The 14,554-nt window shown below is 68.8% G+C and carries 16 protein-coding genes; 12 read left to right on the top strand and 4 right to left on the bottom strand.

Going from position 1 to position 14,554, the window contains the following annotated elements; genetic code table 11:
- Positions 1–8: 8 nt before the first annotated feature.
- The 7 genes from QFZ21_RS07940 to QFZ21_RS07910 are packed head-to-tail and all read left to right on the top strand — an operon-like array spanning position 9 to position 6,138.
- The gene (locus QFZ21_RS07940; protein WP_307376388.1) at positions 9–419 is read left to right on the top strand and encodes a DUF6379 domain-containing protein; all 411 of its coding nucleotides are present in this window, start codon (positions 9–11) and stop codon (positions 417–419) included.
- Complete coding sequence (locus QFZ21_RS07935) at positions 416–1,543, top strand: sugar phosphate isomerase/epimerase (RefSeq protein ID WP_307376385.1); 1,128 nt, start codon at positions 416–418, stop codon at positions 1,541–1,543. The genes QFZ21_RS07940 and QFZ21_RS07935 overlap by 4 nt, the downstream gene beginning before the upstream one ends.
- Positions 1,540–2,565 carry a sugar phosphate isomerase/epimerase gene (locus QFZ21_RS07930; protein WP_307376382.1) on the top strand — a complete coding sequence of 342 codons (1,026 nt, stop codon included), beginning with the start codon at positions 1,540–1,542 and terminating at the stop codon, positions 2,563–2,565. Before QFZ21_RS07935 ends, QFZ21_RS07930 begins: the two co-directional genes overlap by 4 nt.
- 12 nt (positions 2,566–2,577) lie before the next feature.
- Positions 2,578–2,994, top strand: coding sequence for a DUF6379 domain-containing protein (locus tag QFZ21_RS07925; RefSeq protein ID WP_307376380.1), 417 nt, complete (start codon positions 2,578–2,580; stop codon positions 2,992–2,994).
- Between the two features lie 38 nt (positions 2,995–3,032).
- Positions 3,033–4,199, top strand: coding sequence for a Gfo/Idh/MocA family protein (locus QFZ21_RS07920; RefSeq protein ID WP_307381256.1), 1,167 nt, complete (start codon positions 3,033–3,035; stop codon positions 4,197–4,199).
- Positions 4,200–4,252: 53 nt separating this feature from the next.
- The gene (locus tag QFZ21_RS07915) at positions 4,253–5,269 is read left to right on the top strand and encodes a sugar phosphate isomerase/epimerase (RefSeq protein WP_307376378.1); all 1,017 of its coding nucleotides are present in this window, start codon (positions 4,253–4,255) and stop codon (positions 5,267–5,269) included.
- A complete protein-coding gene (locus QFZ21_RS07910; RefSeq protein ID WP_307376376.1) occupies positions 5,269–6,138 on the top strand; it encodes a ThuA domain-containing protein in 870 nt (289 codons plus the stop codon). The genes QFZ21_RS07915 and QFZ21_RS07910 overlap by 1 nt, the downstream gene beginning before the upstream one ends.
- Before the next feature lie 43 nt (positions 6,139–6,181).
- Here QFZ21_RS07910 and QFZ21_RS07905 read toward each other — a convergent pair whose 3' ends face one another.
- The 4 genes from QFZ21_RS07905 to QFZ21_RS07890 form a co-directional block, all read right to left on the bottom strand.
- Positions 6,182–6,565 (bottom strand): cupin domain-containing protein, encoded by a 384-nt coding sequence (locus QFZ21_RS07905; protein WP_307376374.1) that lies wholly within the window; start codon positions 6,563–6,565, stop codon positions 6,182–6,184.
- Positions 6,562–7,566, bottom strand: coding sequence for a restriction endonuclease subunit R (locus tag QFZ21_RS07900; RefSeq protein WP_307376372.1), 1,005 nt, complete (start codon positions 7,564–7,566; stop codon positions 6,562–6,564). The genes QFZ21_RS07905 and QFZ21_RS07900 overlap by 4 nt, the downstream gene beginning before the upstream one ends.
- 14 nt (positions 7,567–7,580) lie before the next feature.
- Positions 7,581–7,991 carry a hypothetical protein gene (locus tag QFZ21_RS07895; protein WP_307376370.1) on the bottom strand — a complete coding sequence of 137 codons (411 nt, stop codon included), beginning with the start codon at positions 7,989–7,991 and terminating at the stop codon, positions 7,581–7,583.
- Positions 7,992–8,122: 131 nt separating this feature from the next.
- The gene (locus tag QFZ21_RS07890; protein ID WP_307376368.1) at positions 8,123–9,394 is read right to left on the bottom strand and encodes an ROK family protein; all 1,272 of its coding nucleotides are present in this window, start codon (positions 9,392–9,394) and stop codon (positions 8,123–8,125) included.
- Positions 9,395–9,525: 131 nt separating this feature from the next.
- Between QFZ21_RS07890 and QFZ21_RS07885 the strand changes: the two genes are divergently transcribed.
- From QFZ21_RS07885 to QFZ21_RS07865, 5 genes are all read left to right on the top strand, one after another.
- Positions 9,526–10,566 (top strand): Gfo/Idh/MocA family protein, encoded by a 1,041-nt coding sequence (locus tag QFZ21_RS07885; protein ID WP_307376366.1) that lies wholly within the window; start codon positions 9,526–9,528, stop codon positions 10,564–10,566.
- Positions 10,563–11,339 carry a hypothetical protein gene (locus QFZ21_RS07880; protein ID WP_307376364.1) on the top strand — a complete coding sequence of 259 codons (777 nt, stop codon included), beginning with the start codon at positions 10,563–10,565 and terminating at the stop codon, positions 11,337–11,339. The genes QFZ21_RS07885 and QFZ21_RS07880 overlap by 4 nt, the downstream gene beginning before the upstream one ends.
- Before the next feature lie 105 nt (positions 11,340–11,444).
- A complete protein-coding gene (locus QFZ21_RS07875) occupies positions 11,445–12,464 on the top strand; it encodes a VOC family protein (protein WP_307376362.1) in 1,020 nt (339 codons plus the stop codon).
- Positions 12,465–12,542: 78 nt separating this feature from the next.
- Positions 12,543–13,514, top strand: a complete 972-nt coding sequence (locus QFZ21_RS07870) for a fumarylacetoacetate hydrolase family protein (protein WP_307376360.1) — start codon at positions 12,543–12,545, stop codon at positions 13,512–13,514.
- Positions 13,514–14,524 (top strand): cyclase family protein, encoded by a 1,011-nt coding sequence (locus tag QFZ21_RS07865; RefSeq protein ID WP_307376358.1) that lies wholly within the window; start codon positions 13,514–13,516, stop codon positions 14,522–14,524. The genes QFZ21_RS07870 and QFZ21_RS07865 overlap by 1 nt, the downstream gene beginning before the upstream one ends.
- Positions 14,525–14,554 lie beyond the last annotated feature (30 nt).

Here is a 14,554-nt window from a genome sequence, read left to right as displayed (position 1 = left end):
GACCACCTGTGATTCCCGATCGCATCATCGAACAGGGCACGCTCGTCACCGACGGTGCCCGCGCTTCCGTGGAGGTCCGCCTCCCTTGGTACCGCGCTCTGCCCGGCAGCTGCATCGCCGGCGCGAAGCTCACCGTCGACGGCACCGAGGCTCCGACCGAGTCCCTCCGGTGGCGGATGAACGGCCAGGAGTTCACCTTCGAGGAACTCTCCACGAACATCGACGAGTGGTGGTTCCCGGTCGACTCCGCCGCGCTGTCCGGCGATCTCCCGGTCGCTGCCGACGGTGACCACGAGGTGCGCGTCGACCTCACGCTCTACATCCCGTACATCATCATCTCCGACAGCGAGACGCTGCACATCGAAGAGCACGACACCAAGACCATGACCGCTCGTCAGGCACAGGAGGTGGCGGCATGACCGCGCAGGAAGCACTCGCCAAGGGCACGCCCATCCAGGGAGTCACGCTCTACAGCTACACCCGCGCGTTCCACGGTCGCGAGTACGACCTCGAGCAGCTGATCCGCAAGGTCGCCGCCGAAGGGCACGGACCGGGTCTCGAGATCATCGGGTTCTCCAGCTTCCGCGGCTTCCCGCACATCGACGACACGTTCGCCGGCGGGTTCCGCGATCTGATCGACGAGGTCGGCCTCGTCACGACATCGCTCGCGGTCAACGCCGACATCGGCATCCATCGTGATCGGATGCTGACGCAGGACGAGCTGATCGACTACATGACCCTGCAGATCAAGGCGGCGGCGAAGCTCGGCTTCCCGATCGCCCGCGTGCAGATCTCGATCACGCCCGATTCGATGGAAGCGCTCGCGCCGATCGCCGAGGAGCACGGGGTCACGCTCGCCCTCGAGGTGCACGCCGACCAGTACGCCTCCCACCCGCGCATCCTGGCGCTCCGCGACCGCTACGAGAAGGTCGCATCGCCCTTCCTCGGCTTCACGATGGACTGGGGCGCGACCGTCTCGGGCTTCGCGCCGTCGCTCATCGAGGCCTACCGCCGCCGCGGCGCCTCGGAGGAGCTGCTCGGCAAGGTCGTCGACCTCTGGAACACGTACTACGAGGAGGGCCCGCCCGCCGACCAGGCCGTGCACGGACAGCGCTTCGGCTCGTTCATCGGGCTCGCCGCGCAGAACGGCCGTCCCGACCTCGGCATCGACTTCGGCATCAACGGCACCGGCCTCTTCGGCCCGGCCAGGGTCGATGACTGGCTCGAGATCATGCCGTGGGTCACGCACGTGCACGGCAAGTTCTTCGGCATCGACGAGAACGGCGAAGAGCCGTCGGTCCCGGTGCGCGACCTCATCACGCTGCTCGTCGAGAACGGCTACTCCGGTGCCGTGTCGAGCGAATACGAGGGCTGGCACTGGAACCACTGGCAGAGCCCGTTCGACATCATCGCCGGCGAGCAGGCCGTGCAGCGTTCGGCGGCCGAGAACGCGGGCAGCCGCATGATCACCGACGCGGCCGAGGCGCAGCAGGCCCTTGCCGCCCACCTCCCGCACACTCTCACGAAGGGAATCCGCGCATGACCGACGGCATCGCCGGCACGGGCATCAAGCTCGGCATCACGCTCTACTCACTCACCTCCGAGTTCGCGGCGGGGCTGTACACGCCCGAGACGCTCATCAAGGCGGCGGCCGACCACGGCCTCGGCCCCGGCATCGAGTTCAACATCGCCCAGATGCTGCGCTCGTACCCGGATGTCGACGACGACTTCGTGAAGCTCTGGCGCGACAGCATGGACCGCTACGGCTTCGAGCCGAGCGCCATCGGCACGAACCTCGACATGGGTCGCCGCAAGGATCGCGACATGACGCCGGACGAGGAGCACGAGTTCCTCGCCCGGCAGCTGAAGACGGCGCACACGCTCGGCTTCAAGAAGGTCGTCATCCGCTCGCACGGCAAGGAGCTGCTGCGCAGCCTGCTGCCGCTCGCCGAGAAGTACGACCAGAAGCTCGGCTACGAGATCCACGCGCCGTCGGGTCCGAACAACCCGCAGGTGCTGCAGATGCGAGAGATGTACGACGAGCTGCAGTCCGACCGGCTCGGCTTCACCGCCGACTTCTCCTCGACGATGCACTCGCTCTCGCCCACGCTGCTGCGCACGATGCGGCAGATGGGCATGCCCGAGGAGTACTTCACCGTCATGGACGAGATCTGGCATGAGCCGACACCGATGCACGTGCGCAACCAGAAGTTCGAGGACTTCCTGACGTCGGAGAACTTCGACTTCGCCCGTCTCGGACCGTTCACGCGTCTGGCCTTCAACATGCACGGACTGGTGCCGCCGGAGGAGTGGCTCGACATCATGCCGCAGATCTTCCACGTGCACGCCAAGTTCTACGACATCGGCCCCGACGGGGAAGAGCCGGCGATGGACATCCCGCGCATCGTCCGCCAGTTCGTCGAGGGCGGCTACCAGGGCTACCTCTCCAGCGAGTGGGAGGGCCACGCCTTCTCCGACCTCGGTGAGAGCGACCCCATCGACCTCGTCAAGAAGCAGCACGACCTGATGCGTCGTGCGATCGAAGAGACCGCCGTCGCGGTCTGAATCGGAGTCATCATGGCCACTCACAATTCCCTGTTCTCCGAGAAGGACGTCCGCCGCACCGACACCGGCATCGCCGTCTCGGTGCAGCTGCCCTGGTACCGCAGCCTCTGGCTGTCGGCCGTTGACGGCGTCGCCGCCACCGTGAACGGCGTCTCGATCCCGACCGAGTCGCTGCGGTTCGAGCTCGAGGGGCGCACCTATCGCGTCGACGAGCTGCCCGAGCAGCACGAGACGCTGTGGTTCGTCGCCGAGCGCCCCGAGGTCTTGATCGACCTCGATCCGGTGCCGCAGGCGGGCGATTCGCTCACCGTCGAGGTCGTCCTGACCATGCGTCTGCTCTACATGCAGATCATGCCGGGCGTCGACGGCGGCCCCGGCCGGTACGTCACCAACCGTGTCCCGGTGCAGCGCGAGGTCGTGCTCGCATGAGTCCGAGCCCGACTCGGGGCAGAGCCCTGCGGGTCGCGATGATCGGCCACGGGTTCATGGGCGCCGCGCACTCGGTGGGCTGGCGTCAGGCGCCGCGGGTGTTCGATCTGCCCGAGGGCGTCGAGATGGCGGTGCTCGTCGGCCGCAATCCGGATGCCGTGCGGGAGGCCTCCGAGCACTGGGGCTGGGCCGAGACGTCGACGGACTGGCGCGAGGTCATCGCTCGACCCGACATCGACATCGTCGACATCGTCACGCCCGGCGACTCGCACGCCGAGATCGCCATCGCGGCGCTGGAGGCCGGCAAGCACGTGCTCTGCGAGAAGCCGCTCGCCAACACGGTCGAAGAGGCCGAGGCGATGGCGGATGCTGCCGAGCGCGCCGCTGCGCACGGCGTGGTCTCGATGGTCGGGTTCACCTACCGCCGTGTGCCCGCCGCGACGTTCCTCCGCGATCTGATCGCGGAGGGCGTGATCGGGCGCGTGCAGCAGGTGCGCGCCGCCTACCGGCAGGACTGGCTCGTCGACCCGGAGATGCCGCTCGCGTGGCGTCTGCAGAAGGAGCACGCGGGATCCGGCGCGCTGGGCGACATCGGTGCGCACATCATCGACCTCACCCAGTTCGTGACCGGGCAGACGGTGGATGCCGTGACCGGCGTCGTCGAGACGATCGTGTCGCAGCGGCCTGTGAGCGCCGGAGGATCCGGCCTGTCGGGGACGGCAGGTGCGGGCTACGGCGATGTCACCGTCGACGACCTGGCACTTTTCACGGGGCGACTCTCGGGCGGAGCGCTGGCCTCGTTCGAGGCCACGCGCTTCGCGACCGGGCGCAAGAACGCCCTGACCATCGAGGTCTCGGGCGACAAGGGCGCGCTCGCGTTCGATCTGGAAGACCTCAACAGCCTGCAGTTCTACGACCGCACGCTGCCGGGTGATCGCCAGGGCTTCACGAAGATCCTCGTGACCGAGGCCGCGCATCCGTACGTCGCCGCGTGGTGGCCGGCCGGACACATGCTCGGCTACGAGCACGGTTTCACGCACCAGGTCGTCGATCTGGTGCAGGCGATCCACGACGGCGCGACGCCGCATCCGAGCTTCGTCGAGGGGCTCGGGGTGCAGCGCGTACTCGACGCCGTCGAGCGCAGCGCCGCCGACGACGCGGCCTGGGTGCGCGTGCGCACCGAGGCGCCGGTCGGCGTCGGCTGAGCTCGAATCCCCCAATCCGCATCACCCGCCACGTTTCTACGAAGGAGTCGTTCATGGCACGTCCGATCACGTTGTTCACCGGTCAGTGGGCTGATCTTCCGTTCGAGGAGGTCGCTCGTCTTGCGGGGGAGTGGGGGTATGACGGGTTGGAGATCGCCTGTTGGGGTGATCACATCGATGTGTCCCGGTGGGATGACGAGGAGTATGTGCAGTCGCGCCGGGACATCCTGGAACGCAACGGACTGCAGGTGTGGGCGATCTCGAACCACCTCACGGGGCAGGCGGTGTGCGATGACCCGATCGACGTGCGCCACCGCGACATCCTGTCGGATCGGGTGTGGGGTGATGGCGATGCGGAGGGTGTGCGTCAGCGTGCGGCGGAGGATCTGAAGGACACCGCCCGGTTCGCCGCGAAGCTCGGTGTGTCGACGGTGAACGGGTTCACCGGGTCGAGCATCTGGAAGGCGGTGGCGATGTTCCCGCCGGCGTCGGATGAGTTCATCGCGGCCGGGTATCAGGACTTCGCCGACCGGTGGAACCCGATCCTCGACGTGTTCGAGGAAGTGGGTGTGCGGTTCGCGCTGGAGGTGCATCCGTCGGAGATCGCGTACGACTACTGGACGGCGAAGGCGACGCTCGACGCGATCGGGCACCGGAAGAGTTTCGGGTTCAACTTCGATCCGTCGCACTTCGTGTGGCAGCAGTTGGATTCGGTCGCGTTCGTGCTGGATTTCGCGGAGCACATCTTCCACGTGCACGTGAAGGAATCGATCACGAACCTCGACGGCCGCAACGGGGTGCTGGGTTCGCACCTGCCGTGGGCGAACCCGCGTCGCGGGTGGACGTTCGTCTCCACCGGGCACGGTGCCGTGAAGTGGGAGCCGTTGTTCCGCGCGCTCAACGCGATCGGCTACACGGGTCCGACGAGCGTGGAGTGGGAGGACGCCGGCATGGACCGCCTCCACGGAGCCCCCGAGGCTCTCGCGTTCGTGCAGAAGCTCGCCGCGATCACCCCGCCGGATGCCGCCTTCGACTCCGCCTTCTCCACGAAGGTCGACGAGAGCGCCTGATGGCCGATCTGCTGAACGCCCTCATCCTGTCGGGCCACATGACCATCGAGCATGACAACGAGCACCGCAGCTTCCGCACCCACAACCAGTGGCTGACGACGCTGCTCGAAGACACCGGACGGTTCCGCGTGCGCGTCATCGAAGACCCGCGAGGGCTCGGCGCCGAGATCATCGACAAGTACGACGTGATCATCGTCGTGTTCGAGGGCCGTGACGGCTATCACGACAAGGCGGTCGGGTTCGGACCGGAGACGGATGCTGCACTGCTGAGCTTCGTGCACGACCAGGGCAAGGGCATCGTGTGGTTCCACGGCTCGGCCGTGCAGGAGGACGACTGGGGCTATCCCGAGGAGTACAACGTGATGCGCGGGGCGAAGCTCAGCGTGCCCACCGGCATCCGTCCCCGCCCCTGGGGCGAGGCCCTGTTGCGCACCGCCGAGCCGCGCCACGCGATCACCGAGGGCATCAACGACACCTGGACCGTGACGGGCGACGACATCCTCGTCGGCGTCGAGCTGTACGACGGCGCGCAGGTGCTGCTCACGACCTTCGACGACCTCGAGTCGTACGAGAAGGCGCCCGTCTGGCCGATGTCGCACTACCCGGTCGCGATCCCGCCGGACGGCATCGCCGCTCTGCCGGGCATGAACACGGATCAGCCGATCGCCTGGATCAACGAGTACGGATCCGGGCGCAGCTTCACGATCACGATCGGCCATGACATCGACACGTTCCGACGGATCGAGTTCATCCGCATGTTCCCGCGGGGTGTCGAGTGGGCGGCGACGGGGGAGATCACCCTCAGCGGACCCGACCGTCGCGGCGAGCGGCGGTTCCTGCCCTGGCCGTACTACAACCGCGAAGGCTGAGCAGGCGACCCCACCGCAGGGACTTCCGCTGACGCCTCCCGCGTCAGCGGAAGTCGCCGACCTGCCTGTCGAGCGGCACCGTACGTTCGGTGACGACGTCGCCGGTGTGTGCCGTGGTCACCGTCTCGATCAGGACGATCTCGACCTCTTCCTCGGCGATCGGATTGTGCTGCACGCCCCGGGGGACGACGTGGAACTGTCCGGGGGTGAGCACGACCTCCTGGTCGTCGGGAAGCTGGATGCGGAGCGTGCCCGAGACGACCAGGAACATCTCGTCCTCGGCGTCGTGCGCATGCCACACCAGTTCGCCGAGGAGCCTCGCGACCTTGATGTACTGGTCGTTCACCCGGCCCACGACGCGCGGGGTCCAGTGCGCCTCGACCTGTCGAAGCTCGGCAGCGATGTCGATCCCGTGAAGAGTGGTCATGCAACCATTCTGGTGCCGGCCGTGCCGAGCGAGTCACGAGCCAGCGCGAGGTGGGCACGCGTCATCGTGGCAGCATCATCGTCGAGCCATTCGAGTCCGCCCCACTCGCTCGTGAACGTGCCGTGGAAGTCGCGACCGGCGAGCTCGGCAGCCAGCGCCTGAATTGGCGCGGATATCCGGGAGTCGCTGTCGTCGAGATCCCAGAACTTCAGGTGGAAGGCGCCGACCAGGGGGAGGATGCCGCGCAGGTCCGCGGCATCCGACCGGCCGAACCGCACGAGCATGTCCATGTAGAGCGTGTGCACCGAGCCGGGCACGCCCCCCGAGCGGAGGAGCGCCATCACCGCATCGTGGGTCGCGGGATCGCGCCACTCGTCCGTGAGTCGCGACAGGAGGTCGGAGGGGATGCCGCCGGCCCGCAACTGCTCGAGGTACGTCGGGGGAAGCGCCGGCATGAGCATGCTGATGTCGATCAGCAGGCGCACGTGCGGGTCGTCGAGCGCGGCGATGGCGTCGTAGTCCGCGGCTTGCGCCGAGGGGGTCTGGCGGCCCTGCGCCTCTTCGAACAGCACCAGCTCGAGGTCGTGCAGGTGGGGGAGCAGGTGGTTCAGCAGCGCGGGCCCTGCCTGACCGATCGGCAGTCGCAGGCCGGTCGCGCCGAGCCGATGCGCGGTGTGCAGCTGCGGCAGCAGGAAGGCCAGGCGCTCGGCATCGCTCCGTCGCCGCGCGGGCAGCTCCCAGTCGTCGATGCTCGCGCCGACGATGCTCACCCGTCCGCCCACCGCGGCGAGTGACTCGCGCAGGGCCTCGGCCTCGGCATCCGTCGGCAGGGGATACGACCGCCACAGTTGGCCGAGTTCGACCTCGATGACCGAGGCGATGCCGTCGGCGACGATGCTCGTGGCGATGTCGGGTGCCGCGCGTTCGGCGCGCACGATGTCGGAGGACCAGTTGAAAGCACTCGCGGAGAGTGTCCAGTCGGCGGGGATGTCGGTCGTCATGTCGCGGCTCCCGGTCAGGCGACGTCGAGCGCGACACCGGCGGGCGAGCCGGGGGCGACGGCGGTCAGTTCGCGTTCGAAGTGGAAGGGCAGGGTCAGCGGTCCGTCCGGGCCCACCTGCAGGTAGGGGATGGCCAGGCCGAAGCGCAGCCGCACCAAATGGCTCCCGGCGTCGAGACGTCGATCGAGCTCGAGTGCCAGCCGATCCTGCACGAACCACCATCCGGACTCGAGAACCAGGTCCTGGAGCGCGACGCGTCGGTCGCCGAGTCGCACCTGAGGTGCGGAGACGGGCGCGCCGTCGATCTGCACTTCGACATCGCGCGCGGCCGCGATCGGCAGTGAGCGGATCCAGGGGAGCGAGACGCGGAGCACGGCACCGTTCTCGCTGTCGACGAGCGCATCCGCGCCCAACCCATCAAGCACGATGCGCCGCTCGGATCCGCGTATCGGCGCTGTGCTCGGGCGGTGTGCGCATCATCTTCGACGCCTCTCGTTCGACTTCAGTTCAGAACATACAGGCTTATGTCTGATTTAGGAAGAAGAGAGCTCTGCGATTACGAGACCGTGTGAATCCGAGCGACCGTCGGCGCGCCATCGGCGAACCACCGGGGGAAGGTCTCGTCGAACAGCTCCTCGCGGGCGAGCGCCGCGCCACCGCGGAGCGGCTCTCGCGGATCGTTGGGGGAGTTCACGATCGAGAGGTCGCGCGTCGCGAGCGGAAGCGAGAGCTCGTAGACCCGTTGCCGCACCTCGGCGAGGAAGAGCTCGCCCGCGGCGGCCACCGCGCCGCCGATCACGATGATGCTGGGGTTGAACACGTTCACGAGGGTGGCGATGGATTCGCCCGCGACCCGCGCCGACTTTCTGATGAGCGAGATCGCCAGCGCATCGCCGCCCTCCGCGGCGCGCGAGATCGCCTCGGGCGTGATGGCCTCACCCTCGGCCGCGCGCTGCGCGAGTCGACCTGTTGCCCCCTCGGCCAGTTCTCGCTCGGCGTCCCGCACGAGCGCCCAACCGCCCGCCACCGCCTCGAGGCAGCCGATCTTGCCGCAGCGGCAGAGCTCCTCGGAGTCGCGCACGCGCACGTGGCCGATGTCGCCGGCCGCGCCGTTCGCGCCGCGATGCACTCGGCCGCGGGAGAGCAGGCCGGCGCCGATTCCCGACCCGATCTTGCAGTAGATCAGGTCGATGTTGTCGTTCTCGCGACGCTCGCGCTCGCTGAACGCGAGGATGTTCACGTCGTTGTCGACCCAGGTCGGGGCGTCGAACCGCTCTTCGAACCGCGTGCGGATGTCGAAGCCGTTCCAGCCGGGCATGATGGGCGGCGCCACGGGGCGACCGGAGGCGAAGTCCACCGGACCGGGTACGCCGACGGTGATCGCCCAGACAGGGGTGTCGGGCGCGTCGTCCTTCGCGAGGAGCCCGTCGATCATCGACATGGCCTCGTCGAGAGTCTCCTCCGGGCCACGGGCGATGTCCCACGCGCGGTGCGAGTCGGCCAGGATCGTCCCGTTCAGATCGGCGAGCCCCACGTGGATGTGCAGAGCGCCGAGTGCGCACACGATCACGCGACCGCGCTCGGCGCGGAACCGCAGGGTGCGCGGCGCTCGGCCGCCGGAGGAGGGCGCGAACTCGCCGTCCTGAAGGAAGCCGACATCGATGGCGTGGTCGACGCGCTGCGCGACGACACCACGACCGAGGCCGGTGACGCGGCCGATCTCGGGCCGGGTCACCGCTTCGCCGGTTCGCACGAGATTGACGATGCGCAGCAGACTCGTCATCTCATCGGTCTGCGCGCCGAAGCGGAGGGTGGACTCACTGGCCATATCCGATTTTCACACAAGACTCGGCGAATTCGGCGCACATCGACCGCGCTATTGTCGTCGTCGAGCGCACTTAGGTAGAGTTCAGGCAAAAGCCGATGGGGGCGACCTGCTTCCGCGAAAGGAGCAGGCTCATGCCGTACGGCGTCGGTGTCATCGGGGCAGGACCGGGCGTCTCCGCCTTGCACCTCCCCACTCTCGAATGGCTGCCCGAGTCGTTCCGCGTTGTGCACATCGCCGACGGGGGGAGCGGGAGAGCTGAGGCCCTTGCCGCGCGGACTGGTGCACGGTGGTCCTCCGGCACCGACGAGCTGTTGGCGGATCCAGCGGTCGACGTCGTCGCGATCTGCTCGCCGCCGGAGCATCATGCCGCGCAGATCCTGGCGGCCGTGGCGGCCGGTGTGCGCACCATCCTCTGCGAGAAGCCGATCGCGCTCACCAGCGAGGATGCGGATGCCGTCGTCGACGCGTGTCGGCACGCAGGCACGGCCCTCGTGGTCGGTACGAACCACCTCTTCGATCCCGCCTGGGGCCGGGCCAAGCACCACATCACGGCAGAGCGGGCGCCGGTGCGGGCGGTATCGGTCACGGTGGCGTTGCCGCCGAATGGTCGGTACCACGACGTCGTCACCGAGTCCCTGCCCGGGGCGGCCCCCGCCCGACCCGCTCCGGATTGGAACGACCCCGACTTCGCCGCCGCGGTCGTCCGACAGCTGATACTCGGGCTCGGCATCCATGATCTGCCGCTGCTGCGCGACCTCGCCCCGCACCTCGATCGGGTGGTGTTCGCGCGCCCGATCGCTCCGATCGGCTACTGCGTCGGCTTCATCGCCGACGATGTGCTCGTCCGGCTCACCGCCGTGATGCTTCCCGCGGGTGCCGAGGCGCTCTGGCGCTTCGCGATCTCGACCGCGCGCGACCAGGTCGACATCGAGTTCCCGCCGGCCTTCGTGCACGACGGCAGCGCACTCGCGCGTGTTCGGCACGTCGACGGGCGGGTGTCGGAGTACCCACCCCTCCCTGAGGACGGGTACCTGGCCGAGTGGCGGGTCGTGGCGGCGCTCGCCGACGGCGCGGAGGCCGTGGAGTACGACGAGATGCTGGCCGACGCGCATTACGCGATCGCGCTGGCGGATGCTGCGGCGACAGCCGTGCGCGAAGGGATGGCGCGATGATCGGGGTCAGCGGCGCGACGGCGCGTTACCGCACGGCGATCACGGAACTGCCACTGCGGGCACGCGTGGTCGAGCAGCTGGAAGGGGCGATCGTCGTGGTCGACGGTGCGCCCGGCTGGCCCGCACGGTCCCGTGTCGCGCTGCAGGGACGTGCCTCGGCGCTCCTCATCGCGCATCCGGTCGCCGTCGATGATGACGAGCTCGCCGCGCTCGAGGCCGCGGCCGGCAGCGTGCCTGTCGTGCTCGATCGACCGTGGCTGCGAGCCGACCTGGTCGCGGATGCCGCCGCGCCCCGTGCCGGTGTCGATGCCGCGCGCCCTGTGACGGTCGACACCGTCGCGATCCCCGGAGAGCTCGGCGCCATGGTGCGCGAGTCCCTCGGGTGGCTTCGGATGCTGGCCGGAGGCGAGCTCGAACTGCGAGCGGCGGCAGCCGTCCCGCACGGTCTGCTGGCCCTGCTCGAAGAGCCGGTGTCAGGACGAGCGGCGACGCTGACGGCATCCACCCTGGTCGGGCGAGGGGGCGCACGGCTCCGCGCGCAGGCCGTCGGGGAGACCCGCTTGGAGATCGACCTCGACGCGGCGACGGACGCGAGGAGCGTCGACGTGAGCACCGCGGAGGGGACGCTGCGCCGCCCGCGGAGGCGCGAGTCGAGCGCACGAGTGGCCCTGCGTCGAGCGATCGACGCGATCTCCCGCGGCGACGGCACCGGAGACCTCCGGGCCTTTCGGCACGACGCGGCGCTCGCGGCATCCGTCTTCTCGGCGGGATAAACGAGGCTGATTCCCCGCATAGCCACATCGGGATTCCTGAATAGTCGAGAACCGACAAAAGTAGAGCGTGGGGCAGGTCCCAGAGCCCCCACGAAAGGATCGAAGATGATCAAGCTGCTCTCCCACCTCTCCTACGTGGCGATCACCACCCCCGACGTCGAAGCGTCGGTCAAGTTCTACGAGGATCAGGTCGGGCTCACCGTCGTGGACCGCGTCGACGGTGCCGTGTACCTGCGCTGCTGGGGCGATTACTACGCTTACTCGCTCGTGGTCGTTCCGGGCGATGAGCCTTCGCTCGCCACGATGGCCTGGCGCACGTCCAGCGCCGAGGCCCTCGACGAGGCCGCGAAGCGCATCGAAGCCGCGGGCATCGACGGCGAGTGGCTCGACGATGTGCCGCACATCGGCCGGGCCTACCGCTTCACCGGCCCGTGGGGTCATTCGATGACCCTGCACTGGGACGTCACGCGTCACCAGGCCGGCGGCTCGACCGCGTCGATCTACCCCGACCGTCCGGAGAAGCGCTCGAAGGTCGCCGGCGCCCCGCGTCAGCTCGACCACGTGACCATCGCGACCAGCAGCGTCGACGACTTCGCCGCCTGGTACAACGAGGTGCTCGGATTCCGGATCATGGCCAAGACGATCCTCGACGAGGCACCGATCTCGGTCTTCTCCGTGCTCACCACGAACGAGAAGTCGCACGACCTCGGCGTCGTTCTCGACGGCTCGACGCGCGCCGGACGCATCAACCACTACGCGTTCTGGGTCGACACCCGCGAAGAGCTGCTGATCGCCGCCGACACGCTCATGGAGAACGGCATCCCGATCGAATACGGGCCCAACATCCACGGCATCGGCGAGCAGACGTTCCTGTACTACCGGGAGCCGTCCTCGCTGCGCATCGAGCTCAACACCGGCGGCTACCGCAACTACGTGCCGGACTGGGAGCCCAACACCTGGAAGCCGTCGCTCGGCTCGAACAACTTCTACCGCAACGGCGCCATGCCGATGTCGATGACGGAGTCGTTCCCTGCCGCGGACGGACCCAGTGCGACCGAAGAGGGTGTTCCCGACGAGATCAAGGAAGCGCTCTTCAACCCGTACGCCAAGCACGGCCAGGGCTGAGCACCTCCCGGGGCGGACGTCGACGTCCGCCCCGGGTTCCACGCGACGCCATACTGAACGACAGAGGATCGACCGACGATGACGACGACAGCACCCGACGCCCCCTTCGCCCTGGCGCGCTACCGCGAGGAGGGTCGCGTGCGCCTCGGCCTCGCGGCGGGCGAGCGCATCCGCCCCCTCTCCTCCGAGGATCTCGGCGCCGACGGGCTGAACGCCTTCCTCGCGGCCCCCGATTGGGATCGCCTGCAGGCGCTCGCCGAGGCCGACGGCCCCTGGGTCTCGCTCGCCGACGTCACCCTCACCGCCCCGGTCGAGCCGCGCCAGGTGCTGCAGACCGGCGCGAACTACCGCGAGCACGTGATCGAGCTGGTGGCGGCCGGGCTCACGCAGAACTCCGACCGCACGCCCGACGAGGCGCGCGCGTTCGCCGCCCAGATGATGGATGACCGCAAGGCCAATGGCGAGCCCTACTTCTTCATCGGACTGCCCGCCGCCGTGGTCGGCGACGACGTGCCGCTCGTCCTCCCCGCTTACAGCGAGGTGCACGACTGGGAGCTCGAACTCGCCCTCGTCATCGGCAAGGAGGCCTTCCAGGTCTCGCGTGAGGACGCGTGGGACCACATCGCCGGCTACACGATCGTCAACGACGTCACGACCCGCGACCTCGTGTTCCGCAAGGACATGAAGGAGATCGGCACCGACTGGTACCGGGCGAAGAACGCCCCCGGGTTCCTGCCGACCGGCCCGTTCCTGGTTCCTGCCCCGTTCGTCTCGCCGAGTGACGCCCCGGTGCGTCTCGACCTCAACGGGCAGACGATGCAGGATGCCTCGACGAGCGACCTGCTCTTCGACATCCCCGCCCTGCTCTCCGCCGCGTCGCAGACGCATCCGCTCTACCCGGGGGACCTGCTCCTCACGGGCAGCCCGGCCGGCAACGGTCAACACTGGCGGCGCTTCCTCCGCGACGGTGACGTCATGACCGGAACGATCGCCAACCTCGGCACCCAGGTCGTGCGCTGCGTGTCTCCGACGGCGGACGGCGCCTCCTGATGTCGACCCGCTCCGCGCACCCTTCCGAGAACCCGGCGGATCTGGATCGCACCGACCCGGAGTCCGAGATCGCCGCGCGGGCGGAGGCGTTCCGCAACTGGGGCCGCTGGGGTGAGGACGATGTGCTCGGCACGCTGAACTTCATCGACGACGCCACGCGGGCGCGGGCGGCGACGCTCGTCTCCTCAGGTCGCGTCGTGTCGTTGTCGCAGCGCTTCGACACCGATGGACCCCAGAAGGGCTGGCGCCGACGCACCAACCCCGTGCACACCATGACCGACACCGGCGTGGATGCCGAGCGCGGCAACCAGGGCTTCCCGCACGGGATCGGCGGCGCCGACGACGTGATCGCGATGCCGCTGCAGTGCTCCACGCAGTGGGACGGCCTCGGCCACATCTTCGACCACGGTAACGCGTGGAACGGGCGCCGGGCCGGCGACGTCGTGACCAGCGAAGGCGACCTCGTCACGGGCATCGAGCACGCGGCATCCGTCATCGTCTCGCGCGGCGTGCTGCTCGACGTCGGACGGCACCTGTTCCCCGAGACCGGCGAGCTCCCCGACGGGCATGCGATCACCGTCGCCGACCTCGAGGCCACCATCGCTGCGCAGGGCGCTTCCAGCGCCGTCGGCCGCGGAGACATCGTCGTGGTCCGCACCGGTCAGTACGCGCGCACGCGCCGCGACGGCTGGGGCGACTACGCCGGCGGGCCCGCGCCCGGACTCTCGCTGACCACAGCCGGCTGGCTGCACCGCACCGAGATCGCCGCGATCGCGACCGACACCTGGGGCTTCGAGGTGCGTCCCAACGAGTTCGACGTGCCGGCCTTCCAGCCGCTGCACCAAGTGGTCATCCCGAACCTCGGCCTGACCATCGGCGAGATGTGGAACCTCGACGAGCTCGCCGAGGCCTGCGCCGAGCGCGGTCGGTGGGACTTCCTGCTGTCGGCGCCGCCCCTGCCGATCACGGGTGCCGTCGGCTCGCCGGTCAACCCGGTCGCCATCCTCTAGACCGCAACACATCGCTCACTCAGAACAGGG

It is taken from the genome of Microbacterium sp. W4I20, assembly GCF_030816505.1.
Lineage (GTDB): Bacteria > Actinomycetota > Actinomycetes > Actinomycetales > Microbacteriaceae > Microbacterium.
This window is presented reverse-complemented; position numbering and strand designations above follow the sequence as displayed.